At 70.9% G+C, this 24277-nt stretch carries 28 protein-coding genes; 14 read left to right on the top strand and 14 right to left on the bottom strand.

The annotated features are described in order from the left end of the window. Positions 1–205 precede the first annotated feature (205 nt). The 8 genes from AB4030_RS06880 to AB4030_RS06845 all read left to right on the top strand — a co-directional run bounded on the left by AB4030_RS06880 (position 206) and on the right by AB4030_RS06845 (position 6968). Positions 206–508, top strand: coding sequence for a putative quinol monooxygenase (locus AB4030_RS06880; protein ID WP_442278460.1), 303 nt, complete (start codon positions 206–208; stop codon positions 506–508). 41 nt (positions 509–549) lie between these two features. Then, entirely contained in the window at positions 550–1302 is a 753-nt protein-coding gene (locus tag AB4030_RS06875) for a helix-turn-helix domain-containing protein (RefSeq protein ID WP_442278459.1), read from the top strand. 356 nt (positions 1303–1658) lie between these two features. Next, the gene (locus AB4030_RS06870) at positions 1659–2825 is read left to right on the top strand and encodes a geranylgeranyl reductase family protein (protein ID WP_442278458.1); all 1167 of its coding nucleotides are present in this window, start codon (positions 1659–1661) and stop codon (positions 2823–2825) included. A gap of 351 nt (positions 2826–3176) precedes the next feature. After that, on the top strand, positions 3177–3521 hold the full coding sequence (locus tag AB4030_RS06865) for a hypothetical protein (protein ID WP_442278457.1): 345 nt from the start codon (positions 3177–3179) through the stop codon (positions 3519–3521). 217 nt (positions 3522–3738) lie between these two features. Further along, a complete protein-coding gene (locus AB4030_RS06860; RefSeq protein ID WP_442278456.1) occupies positions 3739–5169 on the top strand; it encodes a purine-cytosine permease family protein in 1431 nt (476 codons plus the stop codon). Then, positions 5166–5639 (top strand): nucleoside deaminase, encoded by a 474-nt coding sequence (locus AB4030_RS06855; RefSeq protein WP_442278455.1) that lies wholly within the window; start codon positions 5166–5168, stop codon positions 5637–5639. The genes AB4030_RS06860 and AB4030_RS06855 overlap by 4 nt, the downstream gene beginning before the upstream one ends. A gap of 147 nt (positions 5640–5786) precedes the next feature. Next, positions 5787–6263, top strand: a complete 477-nt coding sequence (locus AB4030_RS06850; protein WP_442278454.1) for a hypothetical protein — start codon at positions 5787–5789, stop codon at positions 6261–6263. A gap of 129 nt (positions 6264–6392) precedes the next feature. Continuing rightward, positions 6393–6968 carry an excalibur calcium-binding domain-containing protein gene (locus AB4030_RS06845; protein ID WP_442278453.1) on the top strand — a complete coding sequence of 192 codons (576 nt, stop codon included), beginning with the start codon at positions 6393–6395 and terminating at the stop codon, positions 6966–6968. Between the two features lie 8 nt (positions 6969–6976). On the opposite strand, the gene AB4030_RS06840 is transcribed toward AB4030_RS06845, so the two are convergent. Together AB4030_RS06840 and AB4030_RS06835 are read right to left on the bottom strand one after the other, a co-directional pair. Beyond that, entirely contained in the window at positions 6977–7564 is a 588-nt protein-coding gene (locus AB4030_RS06840; RefSeq protein ID WP_442278452.1) for a sugar O-acetyltransferase, read from the bottom strand. A gap of 50 nt (positions 7565–7614) precedes the next feature. Next, entirely contained in the window at positions 7615–8634 is a 1020-nt protein-coding gene (locus tag AB4030_RS06835) for a zinc-dependent alcohol dehydrogenase family protein (protein ID WP_442278451.1), read from the bottom strand. 176 nt (positions 8635–8810) lie between these two features. On the opposite strand from AB4030_RS06835, the gene AB4030_RS06830 reads away from it, so the two are divergent. The 5 genes from AB4030_RS06830 (at position 8811) to AB4030_RS06810 (ending at position 12976) form a co-directional block, all read left to right on the top strand. Further along, positions 8811–9734, top strand: coding sequence for a helix-turn-helix transcriptional regulator (locus AB4030_RS06830; RefSeq protein ID WP_442278450.1), 924 nt, complete (start codon positions 8811–8813; stop codon positions 9732–9734). Continuing rightward, the gene (locus AB4030_RS06825) at positions 9718–10131 is read left to right on the top strand and encodes a (R)-mandelonitrile lyase (RefSeq protein ID WP_442278449.1); all 414 of its coding nucleotides are present in this window, start codon (positions 9718–9720) and stop codon (positions 10129–10131) included. Before AB4030_RS06830 ends, AB4030_RS06825 begins: the two co-directional genes overlap by 17 nt. Positions 10132–10466: 335 nt before the next feature. Then, positions 10467–10820: a hypothetical protein gene (locus AB4030_RS06820; protein ID WP_442278448.1), complete on the top strand. Its 354-nt coding sequence runs from the start codon at positions 10467–10469 to the stop codon at positions 10818–10820. Positions 10821–10911: 91 nt separating this feature from the next. Next, positions 10912–11373: a phage tail protein gene (locus AB4030_RS06815; protein WP_442278447.1), complete on the top strand. Its 462-nt coding sequence runs from the start codon at positions 10912–10914 to the stop codon at positions 11371–11373. A gap of 106 nt (positions 11374–11479) precedes the next feature. Next, positions 11480–12976: a hypothetical protein gene (locus AB4030_RS06810; protein WP_442278446.1), complete on the top strand. Its 1497-nt coding sequence runs from the start codon at positions 11480–11482 to the stop codon at positions 12974–12976. A gap of 48 nt (positions 12977–13024) precedes the next feature. Here the strand turns inward: AB4030_RS06810 and AB4030_RS06805 are convergent, their stop codons facing one another. The 4 genes from AB4030_RS06805 to AB4030_RS06790 all read right to left on the bottom strand — a co-directional run bounded on the left by AB4030_RS06805 (position 13025) and on the right by AB4030_RS06790 (position 17149). Continuing rightward, positions 13025–13924, bottom strand: coding sequence for a carbohydrate ABC transporter permease (locus AB4030_RS06805; RefSeq protein WP_442278445.1), 900 nt, complete (start codon positions 13922–13924; stop codon positions 13025–13027). Continuing rightward, positions 13921–14916, bottom strand: coding sequence for a carbohydrate ABC transporter permease (locus tag AB4030_RS06800; RefSeq protein ID WP_442278444.1), 996 nt, complete (start codon positions 14914–14916; stop codon positions 13921–13923). Before AB4030_RS06800 ends, AB4030_RS06805 begins: the two co-directional genes overlap by 4 nt. Positions 14917–14930: 14 nt before the next feature. Continuing rightward, on the bottom strand, positions 14931–16187 hold the full coding sequence (locus AB4030_RS06795) for an extracellular solute-binding protein (RefSeq protein WP_442278443.1): 1257 nt from the start codon (positions 16185–16187) through the stop codon (positions 14931–14933). Positions 16188–16348: 161 nt separating this feature from the next. Beyond that, positions 16349–17149 carry a DeoR/GlpR family DNA-binding transcription regulator gene (locus AB4030_RS06790; RefSeq protein ID WP_442278442.1) on the bottom strand — a complete coding sequence of 267 codons (801 nt, stop codon included), beginning with the start codon at positions 17147–17149 and terminating at the stop codon, positions 16349–16351. A 129-nt stretch (positions 17150–17278) separates the two neighbouring features. On the opposite strand from AB4030_RS06790, the gene AB4030_RS06785 reads away from it, so the two are divergent. Next, entirely contained in the window at positions 17279–18178 is a 900-nt protein-coding gene (locus AB4030_RS06785) for an SIS domain-containing protein (protein ID WP_442278441.1), read from the top strand. An 87-nt stretch (positions 18179–18265) separates the two neighbouring features. Here AB4030_RS06785 and AB4030_RS06780 read toward each other — a convergent pair whose 3' ends face one another. The 8 genes from AB4030_RS06780 to AB4030_RS06745 form a co-directional block, all read right to left on the bottom strand. After that, complete coding sequence (locus tag AB4030_RS06780; RefSeq protein ID WP_442278440.1) at positions 18266–19099, bottom strand: class II fructose-bisphosphate aldolase; 834 nt, start codon at positions 19097–19099, stop codon at positions 18266–18268. Continuing rightward, positions 19096–20052 carry a 1-phosphofructokinase family hexose kinase gene (locus tag AB4030_RS06775; RefSeq protein ID WP_442278439.1) on the bottom strand — a complete coding sequence of 319 codons (957 nt, stop codon included), beginning with the start codon at positions 20050–20052 and terminating at the stop codon, positions 19096–19098. Before AB4030_RS06775 ends, AB4030_RS06780 begins: the two co-directional genes overlap by 4 nt. Continuing rightward, on the bottom strand, positions 20049–20954 hold the full coding sequence (locus tag AB4030_RS06770) for an ROK family protein (protein ID WP_442278827.1): 906 nt from the start codon (positions 20952–20954) through the stop codon (positions 20049–20051). The genes AB4030_RS06775 and AB4030_RS06770 overlap by 4 nt, the downstream gene beginning before the upstream one ends. Positions 20955–21069: 115 nt before the next feature. Further along, the gene (locus AB4030_RS06765) at positions 21070–21333 is read right to left on the bottom strand and encodes a ferredoxin (protein WP_442278438.1); all 264 of its coding nucleotides are present in this window, start codon (positions 21331–21333) and stop codon (positions 21070–21072) included. After that, complete coding sequence (locus AB4030_RS06760) at positions 21317–22423, bottom strand: NADH-ubiquinone oxidoreductase-F iron-sulfur binding region domain-containing protein (protein WP_442278437.1); 1107 nt, start codon at positions 22421–22423, stop codon at positions 21317–21319. Before AB4030_RS06760 ends, AB4030_RS06765 begins: the two co-directional genes overlap by 17 nt. After that, a complete protein-coding gene (locus AB4030_RS06755; protein ID WP_442278436.1) occupies positions 22420–22983 on the bottom strand; it encodes a ferric reductase-like transmembrane domain-containing protein in 564 nt (187 codons plus the stop codon). The genes AB4030_RS06760 and AB4030_RS06755 overlap by 4 nt, the downstream gene beginning before the upstream one ends. Next, the gene (locus tag AB4030_RS06750) at positions 22983–23927 is read right to left on the bottom strand and encodes an FAD:protein FMN transferase (RefSeq protein WP_442278435.1); all 945 of its coding nucleotides are present in this window, start codon (positions 23925–23927) and stop codon (positions 22983–22985) included. Before AB4030_RS06750 ends, AB4030_RS06755 begins: the two co-directional genes overlap by 1 nt. Then, on the bottom strand, positions 23927–24247 hold the full coding sequence (locus tag AB4030_RS06745) for a hypothetical protein (RefSeq protein ID WP_442278434.1): 321 nt from the start codon (positions 24245–24247) through the stop codon (positions 23927–23929). The genes AB4030_RS06750 and AB4030_RS06745 overlap by 1 nt, the downstream gene beginning before the upstream one ends. Positions 24248–24277 lie beyond the last annotated feature (30 nt).

The following is a 24277-nucleotide window of genomic DNA, read 5'->3' as shown; positions in this document are numbered from 1 at the left end:
TGGTAGTGCTTCCCATGCGTCTTTCCGCCGCGAAGCGGCAGCGTCCCATTCCGCCGCCGGTCGACCCTCTTGGCGTCGGCATTCCCGGCACGGCCGTGGCGGCGTCCGCTGGACGCGTGAACACGTCCGGTGGACGGAAGCGGCACCCGAGGACTCCGGGGAGGCTGGAGAAGTCATCCACCACCTTCCAGATTCAGGAGACATCGTGTTCATCGCCATCCTCGATTTCGAGACCCTCGCCGACGACCGCGCCCGCGCTCTGGCCCAGCTTGAGGGCGAGCGGGCGCGCGTCCGCTCGATGCAGGGCAACCTCGCTTTCCGCGTATACGCCTCCCGTGAGAACGACCGCACCGTGACGGTCGTGCACGAGTGGACCGATCAGAGCTCGTTCGCCGCCTACCTCGCCTCCGACGCCTTCGCCCGGTCCAACGCCGTCCTGCGACCCCTGGTGACCGGCGGGCCGGTGAGCCGCCGCTTCCGCGCGGAACTCGTCGAGGCCGTCGCCTGACCGACGCGGCGTCCCTACGATCGGTGCGTGGGAGTCCACTCGTGACCCGCGAGGCCTTCGCGTTCACCCGGTCCTTCGGGCCGACCGGGCCGACCGAGCTGGTCGTCGACCGTCATTACCTGCTGTGCGCCTCCACGGGAGCGCTGCGGCTCGAGGCCGAGGGCCAGCGCTGGCTGCTCCCCCCGGCCCGGGCCGCGCTCCTACGCGCCGGGCGGCCGGCCACGATCGCGATCCCGCAACCGGCCAAGACCGCCTCGGTGCTCTTCCACGTCGACTTTGTGCCGCCGCCGCCGCAGCAGCTGACGGTCTTCGACCTCGACCCACTTGCTCGCGCGCTCGTCAGCGAATGCGGCACGTGGCAGGAGGCGGAGGAGCCACTGCCCCCGTACGCCCGAGCCATCTTCGCCGCGCTGGCCGCGGTCACGTGGCGGCTAGCCGAGCGCCCCAGCCCCGTGGTCATGCCAGCGGGACGCTCCGCCGAGGTACGGACCGCGTTGCAGCTCACCGAGGAACGGCTCGGCGACGAGATCCGGTTCGAGGAGGTCGCGGCCGCGGTCGGGCTGGTCCCGCGCTCGCTGGCCCGTCGGTTCGAGGCCGAGGTCGGGATGACCTGGCGCGCCACCCTGCGCCGGATGCGGGTGCTGCGGGCCGTGGAACTACTCGCAGCCGACGACGCGCCGATCACCACGATCGCCCACGAGGTGGGCTACGGCTCACTCTCGGCGTTCAACGCCGCCTTCCGCGAGCTGACCACAGTGACCCCATCGGGCTATCGCGCCACTTTCACCCGCTGAACACCGCCCCGGCGGATCCGGCCCAGACCCACCGCAGGTACCGAGAGTCCGTTCCACACGCATGCCGCGGACAACGTTCCGCAACCTCACCGTTGGCCGGCGTCGGTCCCTCCGGCGAGTCGCACGACGACATGCCCCATGCACGGATCAGGCCGCGAGCCGCGGCGTGGCAGACCTGTGTCTATCCGCCGCGAGTCAGGTGCGGAGATGGCGCTAGTGGTTCACTCGATAGATGCCGTTCGTCCCCACGACCCTGCGTCCGGCCCTGCGTGCTGTCCTCGACAGTCTCCTCGTCGGCGACCTTCCAGAGCGACTCACGTGAATTTGGGACCACGACGGGAGTGGGCGCTCGGACTATGACCTCCGATGACATCTGGGACGTGGTCGTCGTCGGAGCGGGACCGGCCGGAAGCTCGGCCGCGCTGTCTGCACTGCACGAAAGGCCGGACGCTCGGGTGTTGCTGCTTGACCGCTCCGGCTTTCCGAGGGACAAGTCGTGCGGCGATGGGATAGCACCCCACGTTTTCGACGTGCTGCGCTCCCTGGGGGCCGACGAGACCGTGCGGGAATTGCAGCACCGTCACCGTGCGGTTGAAACGTTGGAGCTGTCGATGGGCGCTCAAGGCGTGACTCGTCGGATGCGTCGATCTGCGCTGGTGGTTCCCCGGGCTCAATTCGACGCCCGCCTTGTCGACGCCGCAGTGGGTGCCGGTGGGGTCTTACGCCGCCATCGAGTGCGCACCGTGGACACAAGTTCAAGAGGGGTGCTGATCGACGGGACGATCCGCGCTCGAGTCGTTGTGGCCGCCGACGGTGCCCGCTCAGGGGTCCGCCGGAGCCTCGGACTGGGACTGCCTCCCCGAATGGCATTGGGACTGCGGGCCTATGCACCGACCCCGCGCTCGCGTGCAGGTCGCCAGGTCATTCGCTTCGGGCAGGACCGCCAACCCTCGTATGCATGGGCCTTCGACCGAGGCGACGGATGGTCGAACGTCGGCTACGGCGAGGTACTGTCCGACCGGTTGTCGACACCCTCGCATGCGCTCATGGTCCAGCGGCTAGAGGACCTTCTTCCAGGGTCGACCTCTGCAGCGCACTCCTGGCTCGGGCACCACCTGCCCCTGTCGACGGCGCGGTGGCACCAACCTGCCGGTCGAATACTCCTTGCGGGTGATGCTGCCGGCCTAATCAACCCGCTGAGCGGAGAGGGCATCTACTACGCAGTCGCCACCGGTGCCTGCGCCGGTCGGGTGGCCGCCCTCCGGGCGACTTCACCCCCAGAAGGGCAGCCCGCTGATCCTGGTACCGCTCACCGTGAAGGAGTGCGTCGCCTCCTGCGAGCCAACCTCGTCAGCACGGCTATCGCCGGCCGCATGGTCTCAAAGCCCTTGGTCCTTTCAGCCGGGCTCCGCGCCTCCGTCGCCGACCAAAAGGTCTTCGATGACCTCGTAGAGCTGGCACTGGGTCCCGGCCGGCTCACGCCTCGAATCCTTCGAGGCCTGATTCGGCACGGACGTCAGTAACGGCGGCCGACAAAGCCCTGGCGTCCGACGTTTGTCAAGGATTGAGCGCGTCAAACCGCCGCATATCGGCCCTCTCCGGCTTCCCGGTCGTGCCGATGAGCAGTGCCCTTCCCACACCCCTACACCGCAGTAACCGACCTCACCGGTGGCGCGTCCCCGGTCGACGTCGCGGGCGGAGTTTCGGAGAGGACTTCGTGGTCCCAACGCTCCCGAGGCTTCGCTCCTGCACCCCACGGACCCGTTGCCTGGGAAACCGCTCTCGGCCGGGCTACGGGTCGCCACCGTCTACTTACGCCCTCGGAGGTCGTGCCTGTGCATGTCGTGGTTCGAGTCGTAGTCGGTGCTCTCCTGGTGGCGCACGCGTTGGTCCACCTGCTCTACCTTGCCCCAGACGTCTCCGAGTTCTCGATCGAGCGGTCCTGGCTGGTGCCCGAGGGCGGCCGCCGGCCAACGGCATACGTCCTCATAGGCGCGACGATCGTCGCGTTCGTCCTCGTCGCCCTCTGCGTGTGGCAGGTCCCCGGGCTCAAGGGCGCGTGGCCGCTGCTCACCCTGGTCGGCGCTGCCCTGTCCACGCTTCTGCTCGTCCTGTTCTGGAGCTGGCAGCTCGCCTTCGGCCTCGTCGTCAACGCCGTGCTGATCGCGGCGGCCGTCGTGCGGCCCGCATGGCTCGAGCGGTTCATGGCTGGGAACTGAGCGGTCCCCACCACGACTGTGGAGTCGAACTCGCGGTCGGTGCCTGAGGAGAACCCGCACGGCTTGGGCACGCCCTGACCGAAACGGTCCAGGCACGTCGTCTCGACGGGACGACACGACCGCGGCGGGGACCGGCGGCACGGCACTCAGGGGCAACCCAGCCTCCTGTTACACGTCCGAAACCCACAGGGTCGGCATATGCGGGAACATGCGGCCCATGACACCAGCCGAGCGGCAAGCCGTCTCCGTCGAGGACACCAACCCCATTGCCGCTGAGCACTACGGCGCCAAGACACTGGCCGTCGAGCCAGGTGGGATCGAGCAGATCCCCGACAGCGAGCGGCACGGCAGCCCCATCAACCTCCTGTGGACCTGGATGAGCCCGAACCTCGAGTTCGCGACGGTCGCCGTGGGCATCATCGGTCCGCTCTTCTTCGGCCTCTCCTTCGGGCAGACGCTGGGCGCGATCGTTCTCGGCACGGTCCTCGGCTCGGCGACGCACGGCGTCCTGTCGAGCTGGGGCCCCCAGCACGGTCTGGCGCAGATGGTGCTGTCACGCACCGGTTTCGGCTTCCGGGGCAACATCCTGCCCGCCGGGCTCAACGCACTCGTCGCCGGCGTAGGGTGGTTCGCGGTCAACAGCATCAGCGGTGCCCTCGCCTTGCACGCCCTCGTGGGAGGGCTGCCCAGCTGGCTGTGTCTTGTCCTCGTGGTGGCGGCGCAGCTGCTCATCGCGTTCCTGGGGCACAACCTCGTCCACGCCTTCGAGCGCTACGCGCTGCCGCTGCTCGCGGTCGTCTTCGCTCTCGGCCTGTTCTACGTGTTCTCGAAGGCGGACCTGGGCGCGGCGGGCAAGCCGGTCCCGGGCGCGTTCCTCATCCAGACCGCTGCGGCGTTCGGCTACGCCTGCGGCTGGAACCCGTACGCGTCGGACTACACCCGCTACCTCCCGAGGACGTCGAAGGCCAAGAGCGTCGGGCTCTTCGCCGCGCTCGGCATCGCCATCTCGTGCATCGTCCTCGAGGCGGCCGGGGCGGCGATGGTCTCCGCCGCGGGGAAGGCTGCCGCGGTCGATCCGGGCGTCTACACGGGGCTCATGCCGACGTGGCTCGGTGACCTCACCCTCTTGTGCATCGCGCTGGGTGCGGTCGCAGCCAACGCGCTCAACATCTACTCCGGAGCCATGTCGTTCCTGGCGCTCGGCATCAGCCTGCCGGCGCACCGGGCCCGTGCCGTGGTCGCGATCGTCTTCGGCCTGCTCGGTCTCGTCCTGGCGCTCTTCGGCCTCCAGAACGCCGGCACCAACTACGAGAACTTCCTGCTCGTCATCGCCTACTGGATCGGCCCGTGGCTCGGCGTCGTCCTGACCGACCGCCTGCTGCGCCGAGGAGATCCGAGGGCCGAGGTGAGCGCGATCGCGACCGACCGTCGCTACGTCAACTGGGCCGGGGCCATCGCGATGTTCGTGGCCATGGTGGTCTCGATCTGGCTGTTCTCCAACCAGCAGATGTACACCGGTGTCATCGTCAAGGCCAGCCCGGGCGTCGGTGACATCACCTTCCTCGTCGGGTTCGTCCTCGCCGGGGGGTTGTATGCCGTCCTGCGGCGTCTGCTGCCCGCCCGCACCTCCGTGGGGGTGACGGCATGACCGTCAAGCCGTCCGCCGGGTCCGACTCCGACCGGGCCATGCTCGCCGTCGCCCTGGCCGAGGCGCGCGCGGGGCTGGCCGAGGGCGGCATCCCGATCGGCGGGGCGCTCTTCGCCGCTGACGGCACGCTGCTCGGGCGCGGCCGTAACCGCCGGGTCCAGGAGGACGACCCCTCCATCCACGGGGAGACGGACGCCTTCCGAAAGGCCGGGCGGCAGCGGTCCTACCGCGGGACGACGATGGTGACCACCCTGTCGCCGTGCTGGTACTGCTCAGGGCTGATCCGGCAGTTCGGCATCGGCCGACTGCTCATCGGCGAGTCGCGGACGTTCACCGGCGGGCACGACTGGCTCGCGGACGACGCCGGGGTCGAGGTCATCCTGCTCGATGACCCCGACTGCGTGCGCATGATGACCGACTTCATCGCGGCGAGACCCGACCTGTGGAACGAGGACATCGGCGTCGACTGACCTGCCGACCGACCCGCGAGGGCGGAGGGTTGTCGGGGGTAGCCGCGGGCGCGCACACTCGACAGACCAGCGCCCGCGGCGCCTCGGTGCAGCGGGCTCCCGTCGACGTCAGGTCGGCAGGCTCGCCGGCCCAGCGAGGAGAACACCGTGCGCGCAGCAACCCGAACCATGACCGCGGGGGCGACCGCGGCAGCGATCGCCCTGCTTCTCGGCGGCTCCGCCCTGAGCGCGAGCGCCACCGCAGGGCAGGAGTCGCCACAGGACCGGACCATGAGGTTCCACGTGCAGTTCAGTCCGTTCAACTACACGGATCTCGGTGCGCCGGGACTGTCAGCCGCGGACGTCATCGTCTTCCACGACCAGCTGCAGCAGGGCGGCAAGACCGTCGGGGACGAGGTCGGCAGCTGCGTCCTGGTGGACAAGCAGGGACTGGCCAACTGCACCGGCGTCGTGAGACTCGGGACGCGCGGCACCATCACGTACGCCTTCGTGAACGCCCCGCCGCCGCACAAGGTCCTTGCCGTCACCGGTGGCTCAGGACAGTTCCGCACCGCTCGTGGAGACGGGACCCTCGACGAGAACGGCGACGGCACCGGAACCTTGGTGCTGAGGCTGCAGGACTAGACCCAGCCCTCCCCGGTATGCGGCGAATCGGGCAATCTGCCTATTTCGCTCCGTATTGGCGCGACCACACATAGCCTCTGGAGCCCACAGGAAGCACTCAGAAACCAGGTTATGAACTCACGTTTTCGCTTGACCCTCGTCGTCGCCGCGGCTCTTCTCGCACTCACTGGCTGCAAGGAGTCGGGACCCCAAGCCACGAGCCCGGTCGGACTCGTCGCCTCGCAGCCGGGCGCCACCACCGCCACCCCTGCAACCATCACCGACACCCCTGCGACCACCCCCGCCACCACCACGACACCTCCTGAAACCACTTCACCGACGCCGACCGCCGACCCCGCCGCCGAGCGGGCTGCAGCAGCGGTCGCCGCAGCGAAGGTGCAGGCGGCTGCCAAGGCGAAGGCGGAGTCCGACGCCAAGGCCGCTGCGGCGAAGGCTGAGGCTGCAGCTCGCGCCAAGGTCGCTGCAGCCAACGCCCAGGCTCAGGCAGCGGCTCGCGCCAAGGCCGCTGCGACGGCCCGAGCCGCTGCCGAAGCAAAGGCCAAGGCTGCGGCGCAGGCACAGGCCGCGCAGGCGAGGGCGGTGGCAAGCGTCTACTACGCCAACTGCACCGCAGTCCGCGCGGCCGGTGCTGCTCCGATCTATGCCGGCCAGCCCGGCTACTCCCGCAAGCTCGACCGCGACGGGGACGGCATCGCCTGCGAGTGACGAGCCGTTCAGACGCTGGAGGGAGCCGTGAATCCCGTCGAGCGGATGACCCTCGCGGGAACGCCCGCAGCGACGGTGTCGGCGGGGACGTCCTTGGTGACGACCGCCCCAGCGCCGACGATCGCGCCGTCGCCGATGGTGACGCCCGGTACGACCGTGACGCCGGCTCCCAGCCAGACGTTGCGGCCGATCACCACCGGCGCCGGCACCATGTCGGCGCGCCGGGCCGGGTCCATCGAGTGGTTCAGCGTCGTCAGCGTGCTGCCGTGGCCGATCAGCGACCCGTCGCCGACGGAGATGCCGCCGGTGTCCTGGAAGCGGCAGCCCATGTTGATGAAGACGCCCTCGCCGAGGGTGAGGTTCTTGCCGAACTCGGAGTAGAACGGCGGGAAGACCGTCACCGACTCGGCCACATTCCGACCGGTCAACCGGGACAGCAGCGCGCGCACCTCGTCCGGCGAGCGGTAGGCGCCGTTCAGCTCGGCGAGCGTCCGCAACGCCTCCTGCGACGCCGCGTGCATGAACTCGTGCGCCGCCGACTCGCCCTCGATGAGGCGTCCGCTGTCCACGTGGTCGAGGAACTCCTGCAGGTCCATGCGTCACTCCCCTCGACGTGCCGGCGCGGCCGGCGAACTGAGCCACACCCTCACAGCGTCAGCAGCACCTTGGTCGCGCGGCGCTCGTCCATGGCCTGGTAGCCCTCGGCGGCGTCCTCGAGCGGGAGGGTGAGGTCAAAGACCTTGCCCGGGTCGATCTTCCGGTCCCAGATGAGCTGGATGAGGTGCGGCAGGTACTCGCGCACCGGCGCGGGCCCGCCGTGGATGTGGACGCCGGCCATGAAGAGCTCGTCGCCGGGGATCGCCACGTCGTGGGAGACGCCGACGAAGCCGACGTGACCACCGGGACGCGCCGAGTGGATCGCCTGCATCATCGCCTCCTGCGTGCCCACGGCCTCGATGACCGAGTGCGCCCCGAGCCCGTCGGTCAGCTCCTTGACCCTCGCCACCCCCGCGTCCCCGCGCTCCTCGACGATGTCGGTCGCGCCGAACTCTCGTGCAAGCGCCTGCCGGTCGGCGTGCCGACTGAAGGCGATGATCCGCTCCGCGCCCAGCTCCCGCGCAGCCAAGACGCCGAGCAGCCCCACGGCCCCGTCACCGACGACGGCCACGGTCTTGCCCGGGCCCGCCTCGGCCGCGACCGCCGCGAACCACCCGGTGCCGAGCACGTCCGAGGCTGCCATGAGAGACGGGATCAGGTCGGCGTCCGGCTGCCCCGGCGTCGCCACCAAAGTGCCGTCGGCCAGCGGGATCCGGGCCAGCTCGGACTGGGTGCCGAGCGTGCCCATGAGGACGCGGTGCACGCAGTACGCCTGGTAGCCGGCCTGACAGATCTCGCACGTGTTGTCCGAGGCCCAGAAGGACCCGACGACGAAATCGCCGACCTTGACGGTGCGCACGTCGGAGCCGACCTCCTCGACGACCCCGACGTACTCGTGCCCCATCACCTGGTGGTCGACCGGCTCGGCGCCGCGGTAGGGCCACAGGTCGCTGCCGCAGATGCACGTCGCCGTGAGGCGGATGATCGCGTCGGTCGGCTCGATGATCCTCGGGTCCTCGCGCTCCTCCACCCGCACGTCGCCGGGTGCGTACATGACAACTCCACGCATCGCGTGAACTCCTTCGATCGCTTCACTGGCGGGCCAGCGGCCCACCGGGGCCGAGTCGGCCCACCCCACGAGTGAAGCCCCCGACGAGAGGAAGGGGGAGTCCCTGTCGAGGGACGTACTGACAGGGCACCTCTCGCGGCTCAATGAACCCCGCCACCCGGCCTAGTCTCGACAGCGTGGAAAACCGCCAGGAGGTGCGCGAGTTCCTGATGACCCGCCGCGCCCGCATCACCCCGGACCAGGTCGGCCTCCCCGCCGGCCGCGGTCGACGCGTGCCCGGCCTGCGCCGCAGCGAGGTCGCGTCGATCGCCGGCCTGAGCGTCGAGTACTACGCCCGCCTCGAGCGCGGACAGATCGCCGGGGCGTCGACCGGCGTGCTCGACGCCCTCGCTCGCGCCCTGCAGCTCGACGACACCGAACGCGCCCACCTGCTCGATCTCGCGAGGGCAGCGGACGGCATACCAACCTCCGGGCGACCACGGCGCCGCGCGGCCGGCAAGCCGGCCTCTCGACCGAGCCTCCAGTGGACGCTCGAGTCGATCCGCGACGCGGTGGCCTTCGTCCGCGACCCGCACCAGAACCTGCTCGCCACCAACACCCTCGGCCGCGCCTTCTACTCGCCCGTCATCGGCGAGGGCGGGCGGATGCCGAACCTCGCCCGGTTCCAGTTCCTCGACCCCGCCTCGCGCGAGTTCTACCCGGACTGGGACCTCTTCGCCGGGATGTGCGTCGGCATCATGCGCGCCGAGGCCGGTCGCGACCCGCACGACCGCGGCCTGCAGGACCTCGTCGGCGAGCTGTCCACCCGCAGCGAGGTGTTCCGGCGCCTGTGGAGCGCGCACGACGTGCGCACCCACGGCACTGGCACGAAGCGCTTCAACCACCCCGTCGTCGGCGAGCTGACCCTCGCCTACGAGGAGCTCGCCATCACCGCCGAGCCCGGCCTCGTCCTCATGGTCTACACCGCCGAGCCGGGCTCGCCGTCCGCCGAGCGGCTCCAGCTGCTCGCCTCCTGGACGGCTGGCTCACCAAGTCCGACAGCCACCACCGACATCCCGATCCCCAACAGTCAGAAGGAATCCCGTGCAGATCACGCGTAGCTCCGTCGACACCGTCAAGGGCCCGAGCGACTGGTTCACCGGCGACGTCTACATCGACGCCGTCGCCGCCGCGCCCGCACCGTCGCGCGTCTCGGCCAACCTCGTCCACTTCATGCCGGGCGCCCGCACCCACTGGCACCGCCACCCGCTGGGCCAGACCGTCTTCGTCACCGAGGGCGTCGGCCTCTGCCAGCGCCGCGGCGGCCCGATCGAGGTCATCCGCCCCGGCGACCGTGTCCTCTTCGAGGCCGACGAGGAGCACTGGCACGGCGCCGCACCCAGCCGCCTCATGGTGCACCTCGCCATCAACGAGGGCGACGTGGACCACGACGTCGTGCACTGGCTGACGCCTGTCACCGACGAGGAGTATGCCGCCGCACCCGCGGTCAGCGACTGACTCTCCAGGACCACGCGTCGAGGTGGCGATCGGCGAGCTTGCGGCACGTGCCGTCAGCTCGCATGGACTCAACTGCCTCAAGGCGGTGGAGGGTTGTGGTGGGTATCTCGTGGCGAGCACACTCGACAGACCAGCGCCCGCGGCGCCTCGGTGCAGCGGGCTTCCGTCGACGTCAGGTCGGCAGGCTCGCCGGCCGCAGCGAGGAGAACACCGTGCGCACATCAACCCGAACCATGACCGGTGGGGCGACCGTGGCAGCGATCGCCCTGCTTCTCGGAGGCTCCGCCCTGAGCGCGAGCGCCACCTCAGGACAGGAGTCTGCACAGGACCGGACGATGAGGTTCCACGTACTGTTCAGCCCATTCAACTACACGGATCTCGGTGCGCCGGGACCGTCGGCCGCGGACGTCATCGTCTTCCACGACCAGCTGCAGCAGAGTGGCAAGACGGTCGGGGACGAGGTGGGGAGCTGCGTCCTGGTGGATCCCCAGGGACTGGCCAACTGCACCGGCGTCGTGAGACTGGACAAGCGCGGCACCATCGCCTACTCCTTCGTGAACTCCCCGCCGCCGCACAAGGTCCTCGCCGTCACCGGCGGCTCAGGACAGTTCCGCACCGCTCGCGGAGACGGCACGCTGGACGAGAACGGCGACGGCACCGGAACCCTGGTGCTGAGGCTTCAGGACTAGCGACCGCGCGTACCCTCCGGCTCTCGAGGCTCGCGGCTAGCCTTGCGAGGAGGACGACCGCAAGGGGCAGCGTCGGAGCAGGAGGTGCGTGATGGCATACGAAGTCGACTTCACGGAGGTCTCGACGGTCGGGCTGGAGTCCTCGCCCGTCGCGGAGGCGCTGGCGGGGCTGCGCGCCAACGAGGCCCGCTACTTCAAGAACAAGTACGACCACACGTTCACCACCCTGCCGGCGCACGAGGCGGACGACGTCGTCGACCACGTCGCCCGTGTCCTCAAGGAGGAGCGCGACATCGTCATCGGCTCGCCGGCGCTGGAGGCGAGGCAGTTCGAGGTCGACGGCGTCCGCTGGTCCTACGTCTTCTACGAGTCCGGCCTGTCGATCAACGTGCTCTGGACGCTCGCCGACGGCGGCAAGCGCGCCGTCGGGTTCAAGCTCTCGGACGGCATGGACGTCCCCGACGAGCTGGCCGGCTTCAAGTTCGCGCGGCAGAAGTCGAAGCTCGCCGGCACGATCCGTGGCTCCTACTTCGTCATCAAGGGCGAGTACTGACTGGGCCACCTCCCAGCGATCGATGCGGGACCGTGCAGGGTGTGGCCGTAAAGTCAGGCGGGTATCTCCACCTTGACCGACCCCCGATCTCCGTGAGCGCGCCACCATGACGACACCGACCCTGACTGCCGTGCCGTCGGCCAGGCGTACGCGCCTGCTCGCACCGCGCCCCCGCCGCCGCTACCTCGTGCCGGCCGTGCTCGGCGTCGTCTTCGTCGTGACCGAGGGCCTGGCGCAGGCGGTGACGCCCTTCATCCGCAACGACGACTGGCCCTTCCTGCTGCCGCCGCACCTGAAGGGCGTGCTGCCGATCTCCTACTGGGACAAGAGCGAGGGCCGCTGGCTCAACACCCTGTGGTGGACGCTCATCGGTCAGCACGGCTCGGCGACCAGCGCCGCGCTGACGTATGCCGTCGCCTACGTGCTGCTCGTCGCCGGTATGTGGCGGGTGCTGCACCATGCAGGCATCCGACCCGGCTTGGTGACCGACGTGCTGCTCGGTGTCGCCCTCTACGCATCTGCCGTGTGGGTGCAGCTGCTCTACTGGCCGGGCACCCTGACGCCCTCCGTCGTCGTGGGGGCGGTCGCCCTGTGGCTGCTGCCGTGGGCGGCGCGCTCCCGGCGGCGCCTGCTGCTCCTCCTGCTCCTGACCGAGGTCGCGGCCGTCCTCACCTACCCGCCGGTGGGCGTGGTCGTGCTCGCCTTCGCGGTGGTGCTGCTGCGGACCGCACCGTGGCGCCGCGTGCTCGCGGTCGTCGCCACGTGGCTGGGCGGCTTCGCCCTCGCCGTGCTGGTCGCCTACACCCTGAACTGGCTGCTCAATGGACACTTCCGGCTGCAGCTCGCCTCGTGGCGCCACCCCAACCCGCTCACCTCGTTCCAGGCGCTGCTCGTCAACGCGGGCCGGTGGTTCGCGACGGTCGGGGAGCTGTGGGCCGCGCTGTGGTGGCTGGGGCTCATTGCGCTGGTGGGGATCGTCCTCGGCTGGCGGGAGGCCGCCGTCCGCCCCCGCCTGCAGCGCCTCCTCGTCGTCTTCGCCGTCGCCACCGGGATGGACGCCTTCCAGACGCTCGTGACGGGCGTCGTCACCGAGGCCCGGGGCCAGCTGTGGACGTGGCCGTTCGCGGTGCTGCCCGCCGCCCTGCTGCTCGTGCGCCGGCCGGAGCGTGAGGACGGGCCGGCCGCTCGGACCGTGACGCCCACCCGGGTCGCCACGGCGCTGGTCGCGATCCTGGCCGTGGGGGGCGTGCTCGCCTGGCGCGCCGACATCGCCATGCACCAGGCCGTCCGCCAGCAGTATGCCGCGATCGCCGCGGAGGCCACGGCCCACGAGCCCGGCACTCCCTCCCCGACGGTCATCGTCTACCAGGACCCCAACCTGGCGGCCACGAGGTCGGGCCAGATCATGGCCAGCACCCTGATGATGGCGGTGCACGAGGAGCAGGGCGGCGCCATCCCCGTGCGGTGCAGCCCCACCGACTGCTTCGACGTGGCCACACGGCTCGCCTTCAGCCCGGGAGGCCGGACCGTCGTCCCGCTCGGCACGGTCGACGGCCGCGACCTCGTCGCGGTGGTCGTGCCGACTCCGCCGAGCTGGATCTGAGCGACCCGGCCGGCATACCCGGACAGGCTGGGCCGCACGGCCGCGCCGCTACTTCACGGAGCCGGCGGTCAGCCCCCCGACGAGGTGCTTCTCGATGATCGCGAAGAGGATCACGACCGGGACGACGGCGATGACCGAGGCGGCGAAGAGCTGGTCCCAGTGCTGCTCGTAGCCGGTGATGTAGGCCCGCATGCCGACCGTCAGCGGCTTCTTGTCGTCGTCGATCATCAGCGTCAGGGCCACGACGTACTCGTTCCACGCCGCGATGAAGGTGAAGATCGTCGCCGTGACGAGGCCCGGCAGGGTCAGGGGCAGCATGACCCGCCGCAGGATCTGGAACCGGCTCGCGCCGTCGAGCGCCGCGGCCTCCTCGACCTCGAGCGGGATCGAGGAGAAGAAGCCGTGCAGGATCCAGATCGCGAAGGCGAGGTTGAACGCCGCGTTCGTCAGGATCAGCGCCCCGTAGGTGTTGATCAGATTGAGCTCGAAGAACTGCCGGTAGAGGCCCACGACGAGCGAGGTGGGCGCGAACATCTGCGTCACGAGCACGAGCAGCAGGAACGCGCCGCGGCCCGGGAAGCGGTGCCGGGCGGTCATGAACGCGGCCGGGATCGCGACGAGGATGACGATGACGGTCGAGCCGGCAGCGACGATGAGCGAGGTCTTGAGCCAGTTGAGGAAGCGCTCGTCGCCGAGGATCTGAGCGTAGGTGTCCCACTGCCACACCGTGGGCAGGAAGGTCGGCGGAGTGGACTTGACGTCGGTGCTCGTGCGCAGCGAGTCGAGCACCATGACGACGTAGGGCGCGACGAAGACGAGGGCGACGAGCGCGCCACCGATCGCCATGAGCGTGCGCTTGCGCCGACGCGGGTCCGTCGTGTGGGACCGGTTTCCTTGTGGCTCAGGTGCGCCCGGTCGCACCGGTGCGGCAGCCGTGGTCGTGCTCATCGGCTCGTCTCCTCGCGCCAGTTGATGATCTTGAGGTAGACCCCGACGACGACGAGGATCAGCACGACGTTGAAGATGCCGGCCGCCGCCGACATGCCGACGTCCTTCTCCTGGCTCTTGAAGGCCAGCTTGTACATGAACGTGATCGTCGTGTCGTGCAGGTAGCCCGGGTTGCGGTCGTTGAGGGTGTAGATGATCGGGAAGCTGTTGAAGACGTAGATGACGTTGAGCACCGTCGCGATCATCAGGGCCGGGCGCATCAGCGGGAGCGTGATGTTCCAGTAGCGCTGCCACGGGCTCGCGCCGTCGACGGTCGCCGCCTCCATGACGTCGTCGGGGATCGCGCCGAGCCCGGCGATGAAGACGAAGATCGTGAAGGGCAGCGAGACGAAGATCCCGACGACGACCATCGAGAACATCGTCCAGCTGTCGTTGCCGAGGAAGTCGATCGGCGTCCCGATGATGTGCAGGCTCAGCAGGACGTGGTTGATGATGCCGTAGTTGTAGTCGTAGAGCAGGACGAACAGCTGGCTCGTGATGACGAGCGAGGCGGCCCACGGGATGATGACCGCCCACCGCACGAACCGGCGACCGGGGAAGCTCTTGCTGAGGAACTGCGCCAGCGCGAGGCTGAGGACGATCGTGATCGCCACGACCGCGACGACCCAGATGACGGTGTTGCGCAGGACCGTGCCGAGGTCCGGGTGGTCCAGCACCTTGGCGTAGTTGCTCCAGCCGGCGTCACCCTTGCGCAGCCCGGTGATGGAGTACTCACCGCGCGAGGCGTCGAAGAGCTTGATCGCCGGGTAGAGGACGACACCGAGGATGAGCGCGAGCGCCGGCGCGAGCCAGAGCAGCGCGACGAGGGGGTGGACGTGGCCGATGCGTCCGGCTCGGCGACGACGACCTGCGCGTGACGGCATACGGGAACGGCCCGGCCCCGCCCCCGCCGTCGTGGCGGGGTCGGGGCTCACCGTGGTGCTCTCGGTCATCGGAGTGGTATGCCTCAGCCGCCGTTTTCGGCGGTCTTCTGCAGGGCGTCGAGGGTGGCCTTGGGGGAGCCGGTCATGGCGCCGCCGAGGTTCTGCTGGACGGCGAGCTTGACCTTGTCCCACGTCGGGTCGTCGGTCGGCGTCAGCTTCGCGTTGGGCAGCGTGTCGAGGTAGACCTTGAGCTTCGGGTCGCTCGAGAACTGCTGGACACCGGTCTTCGTGACCGGCAGGAAGCCCTCGGCCTTGATGAAGGTGTTGACCTGGTCAGGCTGGTAGTAGAGGTCGTAGAAGGCCTTGACCGCCGCCTGGTTGCCGGGCTTCTTGAAGGCCATGAGGTAGTCGGTGACACCGAAGGTCTTGCTCTCGGTGTTGTCGTTGCTCGGGAAGGGCGCGACGCCGTAGTCGACCTTCTTGTCCGCGTCGAGGGCGCCGGCCAGCGGGCTGAAGCCGACGACCATACCGGCCTTGCCCGACTTGAACAGGTCGAAGGCGTCGGCGCGGTTGGTGCGGGCCGGGTTGTTCTGCGTCACCTTCTCGTCGGCGAGCTTCTTCATGAAGGTCAGCGTCTGGACGTTCTTGTCGGAGTTGATGACCCACTTGCCGTCGGTCTTCCAGTCGCCGCCGTTGTTGAACAGCCACATCGAGAACTCGCCCTGCGACTCCTCCGGTCCGAGCGGGAGGGCGTAGCCGACGTTGCCGGTGGCGGCGATCTTCTTGGCGTCCGCCTCGAGCTCGTCCCAGGTCTTCGGCGGGTTGGCGATGCCGGCCTGCTTGAACAGCGCCTTGTTGTAGAAGAGCGCGCGGGCCGAGGACAGGTCGGGGAAGCCGTACATCTTGCCCTGGTACGTGCCGTACTTGACGAACGTGTCGAGGATGTCGCTCTTGGCCGCGGCCGGGAGGACCTCGTCCGAGTTGTAGAGCAGGCCGTCCTTGGCGTAGCTGGCGTACGCGTTGAGGTTGAGGATGTCGGGAGCCTGGTTGTTCTGGATCATCGTCGAGGACTGCTGGTCGATGTTGTCCCAGCTGACGACCTGCACCTCGAGGGTGTTGCCCGTCTTCTCCTTGTACGTCTTGGCGAAGGCGTCCCAGAACGCCTTGGTGTGATCCTTGGAGTACTCGGCCGCGACGAGCTTGATCGTCGTGGCCCCCTGACCGCTGCCCCCGCTGGCGCCCGCGCTCGTGCCGGCACCCGTGCCCCCGCCGCAGGCGCCGAGGGCGAGGCCTGCGATGGCCAGGCCCGCGACGACCACAGACTTCTTCGTCGACGTCATGTCTCTCCTTGTTTCGGTGCCGGGAGTGGTGGCGGCGCGGTCCGCGCCGACCCGGCCAACGGTGACGCCCAACCTAAGGCGGCGTCCATGGCTCCGCAAGAGCAATGATGACCGAAACTTCGATCATCCGATCACAATCACGCAAAGGCGGGTGCGACCCGTCAGACCTCGTGGACCTGGACGCCCACCTCGCGCAGCGCCTGGACCTCGTCGCGGTCTGCGCCCACGGTAGTGACGAGATGGTCGATGCGCTCGGCGGGACAGATCGACGCGAAGGTGCGCCTCCCGAGCTTCTCACCCGTGGCTACGCAGATGACCTGCTTGGACCGCTCGATCATGGTCCGGATGATCGCGGCCTCCTCCTCGTGCCGGCACGTCGCACCCTCGAGCGCCGAGAGGGCGTTGACCCCGACGATGGCGACGTCGAGCCAGAGCTGCTGGAGCACGAGAGTCGCGAGCGGGCCCGTGACCTCGTAGGACTCGGGGCGGGCGACCCCACCGAGCGAGACGCACTGGACGTGGGGCCGCAGCACCGCCTCGGTCGCGATGTTGAGGGCGTTGGTGACGATGGTGATCTCGCCGTCGGCGGTGAGGTCGTCGCGGGCCGTGATGGCGCGGGCGGTCGCCGTCGTCGTCGTGCCGCCGTTGAGGCCGATGACCTGGCCGGGCTGCACGAGGGCGGCAGCAGCCCCGGCGACGCGGGTCCGGTCGTCGTCGGCCATGCTGCTGCGGTAGCGGTAGGGCAGCTCGTAGGCGACCGAGGTCGCGACGACGCCGCCGTGGTTGCGGGCGACGAGCTGGCGCTTGGCGAGCTCGGAGAAGTCGCGCCGGATGGTGGCCTCGCTGACGCCGAGCAGCTCCGCCGCCTCGCCCACGCCCAGACGACCCGTCGTAGCGAGGCGGTCGAGCATGACCGACCAGCGGCTGGCGCGGTTGCGGGCGGGGTCGGTCTCTTCGGTCACGCGCTGACGATACCGCGCAGAACGATCAATGGACATGTGCATCTCTGCGCGTTTACGCTGTCATTCGCGCAGACACAATCAGACTTCTTCGGGCGTCTGTCGCCCGTCCTCGAGCCGCCGGGAGCCCCCATGCCGCACACCAGCCACCTCGCCCAGGAGATCGCCACCCAGCCGGACGACTGGGAACGCGTCGTCGGGCGCCTCGACGACGTCGCGCGCCATCTCCCCCGACCGGGCGAGCGCGTCGCGACGATCGGGTGCGGCACGTCGTGGTTCATGGGCCAGGCGTATGCCGCCCGCCGCGAGCAGCTGGGGCAGGGCATCACCGACGCGTATGCCGCCTCCGAGCACCGTCTCGCGCGAGGCTATGACCGCGTGGTGCTGATCTCCCGATCGGGCACGACGACCGAGGTCATGGCGGTCGTCGAGGAGCTGCGCGCCGCGGGCACCCCGCACGTCTCGTTCGTCGCGACGGGCGGCACCCCGGTGGCCGAGCGCTCCGACGCCACCGTCCTGCTCGACGACGTCGACGAGCAGAGCGTCGTGCAGACGCGGTTCGCCACGACGACCCTCGCGCTGCTGCGCGCCTCGCTCGGCGAGGACCTGGGACCGGTCGCCGAGCAGGCCCGCGCGGTGCTGGCCGAGGACGCGGCGACGGCATACGGCCCCCTCGTCGACGCGGAGCAGGTGACCTTCCTCGGCCGCGGGTGGACCAACGGGATCGCCAACGAGGCTGCGCTCAAGCTGCGCGAGTCGGCGCAGTTCTGGTCCGAGTCCTACCCGGCGATGGAGTACCGGCACGGCCCGATCAGCATCGCCGCGCCGGGGCGGGCCGTGTGGGCGTTCGGCGAGGTGCCGGAGGGGTTGCGCGAGCAGGTGGAGGCGACCGGCGCGCGGTTCGAGCACCGGGACATCGACCCGCTCGCCGACCTCGTGCGGCTGCACCGGCTGTGCCTCGGCAAGGCCGACGCGGCAGGCCTGGACCCCGACTCCCCCCGCAACCTGACGAGAAGCATCGTCCTCACCTGACCCGGACCCACCTCCTCCCTTCTTTCAATCGAAAGAGCAATCCGTCCGCCCCGAAAGGCGGACGGATTGCTCTTTCGATTGGGGGAGTCAGCGGAGGGCGAGGAGCTGCATCAGGCGGGCGGCCTCGTCGGTGACGGCGGAGCGTGCCGCGCCGAGGTACTTCCGCGTGTCGACCGTGGGGGACGTCTCGAGCCGCTCGGTCATCGCCCGCGTGAAGACCTGGTTGAGGTGCGTGGCGATGTTGACCTTCGTCATGCCGGCTCGCACCGCGGCGACGAGGCCTGCGTCGGGCACCCCGGACGAGCCGTGCAGCACGAGCGGCACCGGGACCGACGCCCTCAGTGCCGCAACGAGATCCGTGTCGAGCTCAGCCGTGCGGTCCGTCATCGCGTGACTGCTGCCCACGGCCACGGCGAGCGCATCGACGCCGGTGTCGGCGACGAAGCGCGCCGCGTCCGCCGGATCGGTGCGCGCCCCGGGCGCGTGGACGCCGTCCTTGCCGCCGACCTCGCCGAGCTCGGCCTCGACCGAGACCCCGGCCGCGCGGCACAGCCCGACGACCCGACGCGTCACGGCGCGGTTCTCGTCGTCGGGCAGCGTCGACCCGTCGAACATCACCGACGTCAGGCCGAGCCGGACCGCCTCCTCGACGAGCGCGACGTCCTCGGCATGGTCGAGGTGCACGACGACCGGCTGGGTGCACGCGTCGGCGATGGCGAGCGTCGCCACCGCGATCGGCGCCAGGGACCCGTGGTAGCGCACGCAGTTCTCCGAGATCTGCATGACGACGGGGAGGCCGACGCGCTCGGCCGCGGCGGCATACGCCTCGGCGTGCTCGAGCTGGATGACGTTGAACGCCGCGACCGCACGACCGGCAGCCACCGCCTCGGCGAGCACGGGCGTCAGGGCGGAGCGGGTCACGGACGGATCTCCTCGATCTCGACGGTGCGGAGCAGGCGGTCGACGTCGGCGGGGTCGACGGCGCCGGCGACAGGCTGCAGCACGGCGGCCGCCGACCACGCGACACCGCGGCGCAGCACCGCGGCCCAGTCCTCCCGGCCCGTCGGCAGGTCGCCGATGCCGTCGAGGTCTGCCGCGAGCGCGGCCGTCAGGGCATCGCCGGCCCCGGTCGGGTTGCCCGAGAGCGAGCGCGGCAGGTAGGCCCGCAGCGCGAGGTCGTCGTGGACGAGGACGAGGCCGTTCGTGCCGTCACTGACGATCGCGGCCCGGGCCCCCGCGGCGACGAGCGCCCGGGCAGCCCCGGGCACGGACGGCACCTCGCCCCGCCCGAGCCCGGTCAGGGTCTGCGCCGCCTCGATGCGGTTGGGCTTGACGAGGTCGGGCCGCAGGGCCAGTGCGCGCGACAGGTGGACCCCGCTGACGTCGAGGACGAGGCGCAGGCCCGCCTCGTGCGCCAGCCGCGTCAGCCGCCGGACGAGCTCAGGGTCGGTGCCGGGAGGGAAGCTGCCCGACACCGTGAGCACCGAGGCCTGCGGTGCGAGCGCCGTCACCTCGTGTGCGACCTGGTCCCAGACCCGTTGCGACTGACCGACGCCCGGCTCGTTGAACAGCGTCGCGCGGCCGCCGGCCTCGACCACGGCCACGGACCGCCGGGTCGGGCACGGCGACGGCACGAGATGGTGCGGCACCCGGCGCGCCCCGAGGTCGGACGCGAAGAGGTCGACGTCCGTCGCGCCGACCGGTGCCACGGCGACGGACCGGTGGCGCATCGACGTGAGCACCGCCGCGACGTTGAGGCCCTTGCCCCCGGCCCGTTCGCTCACCGAGGCGACACGGTGGGACTCGCCCAGCGCGACGGACGGGACGGCATACGTGATGTCGAGCGCGGGGTTCGGCGTGACGGTGATGATCATCGGCCGACGAGGTCCAGTGCGATCGTGGCAGCGCCGAGCGCGCCGGCGCGGGCGCCGAGGGCGGCGGCCTCGACGACGACGTCCTCGGGACCCCCGAGCCGGGCCCGCAGAGCCGTCCGCAGCGGCGCGAGGAGGGTGTCACCGGCATGGACGAGACCGCCGCCGACGAGGACGAGCTCGGTGCCCACGCCCGCCACGATCGGCGCGAGCATGGACGCCAGCGCGTCGACGGCCTCCTGCCAGATGCGGCGGGCCTCGGGCTCTCCGGCCTCGACGCGGCGGGCCACCTCCTCGGCGTCGCCGACGAGTCCGGTCGCCTCGGACCAGCGGCGGCCGATCGCGCCGGCGCTCGACAGCGCCTCCAGGCAGCCCCGCTGCCCGCAGGCACAGAGCGGCCCGTCGGGGGCGACGACGACGTGGCCGATCTCGCCGGTCCACAGCGACCCCGTGACGAGCTGGCCGCGACAGAGGATCGCGCTCGCGAGGCCGGTGCCGAGTGGCACGAAGAGCACGTTGTCGGCCTCCCGTGCGGCGCCGAGACGGTGCTCGGCGAGCAGACCGGAGCGCACGTCGTGGCCGACCGCGACCGGGACGTCGACGTGGGCCGCCACCCGGCCGCGCAGGTCGAGGTCGCGCCAGCCGAGGTTGGCCGACCAGACGCCGACGCCGGCCACGTCGTCGACGAGGCCGGGGACGACGACGCCGACAGCGAGCAGGTCGATGGCCTCGCCGGCGCTGGCCGTGAGCTCCACGACCTCGTCGGCCGCGACCTCGCCGAGCCGGGCACCGACCTGGTCGGGGGTCTCGCGGACCGTCTCGGCGAGCACCTGCCCGTCGGGGGTCACGAGGGCCGACTTGATCCGGGTGCCGCCGACGTCGATTCCGACCACTGCTTGGCGCATCACGCGGCGCAGTCTATGAGCATTCGTGCACGGTTGAACACCCGATCGATCACATTCGGACAGACAGTCGCTCACGCACGATTCCAGCCTGCCACCTCGGGCCCCCCAGGGCGCGTCAGCGCAGGTAGAGCGCCCGGGCCGGGCACAGCCGCACGGCCGTGTCCGCGAGATCGCGGCCGTCCTCTCCGACGACCCGGTCGTCGCCGATGATCGGGTACCCCCACTCGTCGAGGGTCACCCCGGCGAGCAGCTGGGCGCACAGTCCGTGTCCGGTGCAGGCGACGCGGTCGACGGCGACGTGCGCGTCGCGGACGAGTCCGAGCCGACGCCGCGTGTGGTCCTCGCCGACGCCGGTGGAGCCGTCAGTGGACGTGGGCATCGGTCCTCCTCGAGGTGGTGCGGGCCGCCACGGCATCGCAGCGGCCGGCGCGGTGCTGCTCGACGTGGTCGGCGAAGACGTGCAGCGCGGACCAGGCGAAGCCCGCCACGCCGTCGGGGAAGCGGCACGCGCCGCGCCCCGGCAGGAGCCCGACCCGTGAGCGCACGCGGTCGTATGCCGTGTCGTCGCCTCCCACGAGCGCCCGCCAGTCCGCGGCGAGGGCAGGCAGGCCGAACATGCACGGACCGCACTGTCCGGCGGACTCGCCCGCGGCCCAGGTGAGGCAGCGCTCGACGAAGCCGAGCGGGCAGTCCCGCGGGTCGAGGACCTCGAGGACCCCGGGGCCGGTGCGGGCGCCGACGCGCGCCAGGTCGGGGTCGGACCAGAGCAGACCGGGGACGTCGCGGGGACGGACGATGGCGCCGCCGAGGCCGCCGAGGAGGACGGCCGGCGAACCGTCCGGCAGACCGCCCGCGAGATCGAGCAGGTCGGCCACCGGAGCACCCGCCGCGGTCTCGACGACGACGCCCCGCGCCACCGGAGTGCTCACCGAGACGAGCCGCGGGCCGGGCTGCTCGGGCGTGCCGAACGACCGGAACCACGCCGCACCGTGCCGCGAGATCTGGGCGGCCCGCCAGACCGTCTCGGCGTTGAGCACGACGGTCGGGCTGATCCGGCGGCCCTCGGAGTCGCGGCCACCGCGGACGAACGGCTGACGCTTCGTCATGGGCCGGGCGAGTCCACCCTGCGCGAGGGAGATCAGGGCCGACTCCTCGGACGAGACGTAGCGCGGCGGCACGCCGAGCACGCGCAGCCCGGCCGCGCGCAGACGCAGGGCCGTGTCGGAGCCGCGGTGGGCGGCATACGTGACCGAGGCGCCGGCGGCGATCTCGGTGGCCCCGTCGACGAGCTCGCCCAGGCGGTGGGCGACGACCCAGCCGTCCTTGGCGGCGCCCAGCTCGCCGTCGCAGGCGTTGACGACGAGGTGGGCGTCGTGGGCGTGCGCGGCCGCGACCTTCGTCGCGGTGCTGAAGGCGGCGCCGCCCCGTCCGGTGAGGCCGGCCTCGGCGAGCAGGGGGACGATGGTCATGACCACTCCTGGGCGGCGACGGCGACCCGTCGCTCTCGGTCGAGGTGGGTGGAGGTGTAGCGCCACGCGATGGCGCCGGCCCCGACGACGGCGCAGTCGATGGTCGTGGCCCGCAGGAGCAGCTCGCTGCTCGTGCCGAGCGCCAGGCCGTGGACGATCGCCATCGGCCAGAGCGCGTGCGACATCAGGTGGACCCGGCGCCAGGTGCGCTCGGCGAGCCGGTGCCGCACCAGGGAGGTGACGACGACGGCGACGAGCACGTCGAAGGCGAGCGTGCCTAGGCCGACCCAGAGCGCCTCGTAGCCGGACGTGAAGGGCAGGACCGCCGAGACGAGGTCGATCGAGACGTACGTCTCGGCAACGGCCGTCGCGATGTGGGTCAGGAGGAAGACGCTCATGCCCAGCGAGAGCCAGCGGTGCAGCGCCATCACGACCGTCGCGGAGTCTCCCGTGGGGCGCCGCCGGCCGGAGGTGACGAGACCCAGCACGACGACGACGGTGAGCAGCACGATGCTGACGACGCCGGTGGCGCGCGAGAGGTACCAGAGCAGCTCGTTCATCAGGCGGCCCGGCTCGTCTCGTCAGGCCAGCCCGACGTGGTCACGACCCGGCCGTCGACGGTCTCGAGCCGCGCCGGGACACCCTGGGCGGTGAGCCAGGCCGGTGCGTCGGCTCCGAGCACGACGGACGCCGTGGACGCCGCGTTGGCCTCGAGGCACGAGGCGGCAGCACACGAGACCTGCGACCACACCACGGGCGCCATCCGCCCGGTGCGGGGGTCGACGATGTGGTGGCGCGGTCCGTCGTCGGTGTCCCAGACCCGCAGCTGCGTCGAGGACGTCGCGATGGCCTGCCCGGTGCTCACGACGACCTGGCGGACAGCACCCGCCGCGTCCTCGATGCCGATCGACCAGCCCTGTGGCGGCAGCTCGCCCGACACGGCGACGTCACCGCCGAGGTTGACCGCGAACCCGCCGGGCAGCGACTCGGCGAGCAGCGCGGCGATGGAGTCGGCGGCATACGCCTTCGCGGAGGCACCGAGGTCGAGCAGCGTGCCGGGAGCGACGGACACCCGGCGGCCGGAGAGGTTGAGGTGCACGGTGTGCCAGTGCGGCACGGCGGCGACGCGCACCTGGTGGAAGCCCCGACGGCCGCGCACGACGTCGAGATCGCCGTCGTACCCCTCGGCGACGAGAGCCGACCCCACGGTCGGGTCGACGAGGCCGCCAGTGAGGCGCGCGACGCGCAGCGCCGCCTGAAGGTATGCCGCGAAGGTCGGCGACACGAACGCCTCGGCGGGTGCCCGGCGGGCCCGCGCGGCAAGGAGACTCACCTCCGAGTCGGGCCGGAAGCGGCTCACGGCGCGGTCCACCTCGCGCAGGTGCCGCTGGGCGATCACGGTGGCGTCAGCCAGCACCTCGGGACGGGTGACGAGGACGGAGTTCGTCGTGCCGATGGCCCGGAACGTGCCCGTCGCGACCGGGGGCCGGGTCACGGTGTCCATCACGAGCCGCCCGAGTTCGTCTGGGCCTGGGCGTTGCTCCCGCCCACCGGGGCCACGGCACCGAAGCCGGAACTCGAGCTGGAGCTACCGAGATCCGAGGCGCCGGCGTCCGAGCTGCTCGTCGTCGAGGACGAGTCGTCGGACGAGCTCGAACCGCTCGAGCTCGACGCGCTCGTCCCGAAGGAGGTCTGGGTCGCGATGGTCCGGGTCTGGGCCTCGGCGAGGTGGATGCCGATGGCGCCGACGAGGACCGTGGAGGCCGTCATCAGGCCGGCGGTCCAGAGTCGGGCTCGGCGCAGGGCGCGGGGAACGGTGCTCATCGGGGACTCCTTCGGTGGGGATGACTCCAC

The organism is Terrabacter sp. 2YAF2 (assembly GCF_052114705.1).
In the GTDB taxonomy this organism is placed as follows: Bacteria; Actinomycetota; Actinomycetes; order Actinomycetales; family Dermatophilaceae; genus Terrabacter.
The sequence above is the reverse complement of the archived record's forward strand: the minus strand, read 5'-3'. Positions and strand labels throughout refer to the sequence as shown.

Coding starts and splice junctions, on each gene's coding strand:
- AB4030_RS06870 (WP_442278458.1), top strand. CDS start 1,659: ATGACCTCCGATGACATCTGGGACGTGGTCGTCGTCGGAGCGGGACCG.
- AB4030_RS06860 (WP_442278456.1), top strand. CDS start 3,739: ATGACACCAGCCGAGCGGCAAGCCGTCTCCGTCGAGGACACCAACCCC.
- AB4030_RS06855 (WP_442278455.1), top strand. CDS start 5,166: ATGACCGTCAAGCCGTCCGCCGGGTCCGACTCCGACCGGGCCATGCTC.
- AB4030_RS06840 (WP_442278452.1), bottom strand. CDS start 7,564: ATGGACCTGCAGGAGTTCCTCGACCACGTGGACAGCGGACGCCTCATC.
- AB4030_RS06835 (WP_442278451.1), bottom strand. CDS start 8,634: ATGCGTGGAGTTGTCATGTACGCACCCGGCGACGTGCGGGTGGAGGAG.
- AB4030_RS06820 (WP_442278448.1), top strand. CDS start 10,467: ATGAGGTTCCACGTACTGTTCAGCCCATTCAACTACACGGATCTCGGT.
- AB4030_RS06815 (WP_442278447.1), top strand. CDS start 10,912: ATGGCATACGAAGTCGACTTCACGGAGGTCTCGACGGTCGGGCTGGAG.
- AB4030_RS06810 (WP_442278446.1), top strand. CDS start 11,480: ATGACGACACCGACCCTGACTGCCGTGCCGTCGGCCAGGCGTACGCGC.
- AB4030_RS06805 (WP_442278445.1), bottom strand. CDS start 13,924: ATGAGCACGACCACGGCTGCCGCACCGGTGCGACCGGGCGCACCTGAG.
- AB4030_RS06800 (WP_442278444.1), bottom strand. CDS start 14,916: ATGACCGAGAGCACCACGGTGAGCCCCGACCCCGCCACGACGGCGGGG.
- AB4030_RS06795 (WP_442278443.1), bottom strand. CDS start 16,187: ATGACGTCGACGAAGAAGTCTGTGGTCGTCGCGGGCCTGGCCATCGCA.
- AB4030_RS06785 (WP_442278441.1), top strand. CDS start 17,279: ATGCCGCACACCAGCCACCTCGCCCAGGAGATCGCCACCCAGCCGGAC.
- AB4030_RS06775 (WP_442278439.1), bottom strand. CDS start 20,052: ATGATCATCACCGTCACGCCGAACCCCGCGCTCGACATCACGTATGCC.
- AB4030_RS06770 (WP_442278827.1), bottom strand. CDS start 20,954: ATGCGCCAAGCAGTGGTCGGAATCGACGTCGGCGGCACCCGGATCAAG.
- AB4030_RS06765 (WP_442278438.1), bottom strand. CDS start 21,333: ATGCCCACGTCCACTGACGGCTCCACCGGCGTCGGCGAGGACCACACG.
- AB4030_RS06760 (WP_442278437.1), bottom strand. CDS start 22,423: ATGACCATCGTCCCCCTGCTCGCCGAGGCCGGCCTCACCGGACGGGGC.
- AB4030_RS06755 (WP_442278436.1), bottom strand. CDS start 22,983: ATGAACGAGCTGCTCTGGTACCTCTCGCGCGCCACCGGCGTCGTCAGC.
- AB4030_RS06750 (WP_442278435.1), bottom strand. CDS start 23,927: ATGGACACCGTGACCCGGCCCCCGGTCGCGACGGGCACGTTCCGGGCC.
- AB4030_RS06745 (WP_442278434.1), bottom strand. CDS start 24,247: ATGAGCACCGTTCCCCGCGCCCTGCGCCGAGCCCGACTCTGGACCGCC.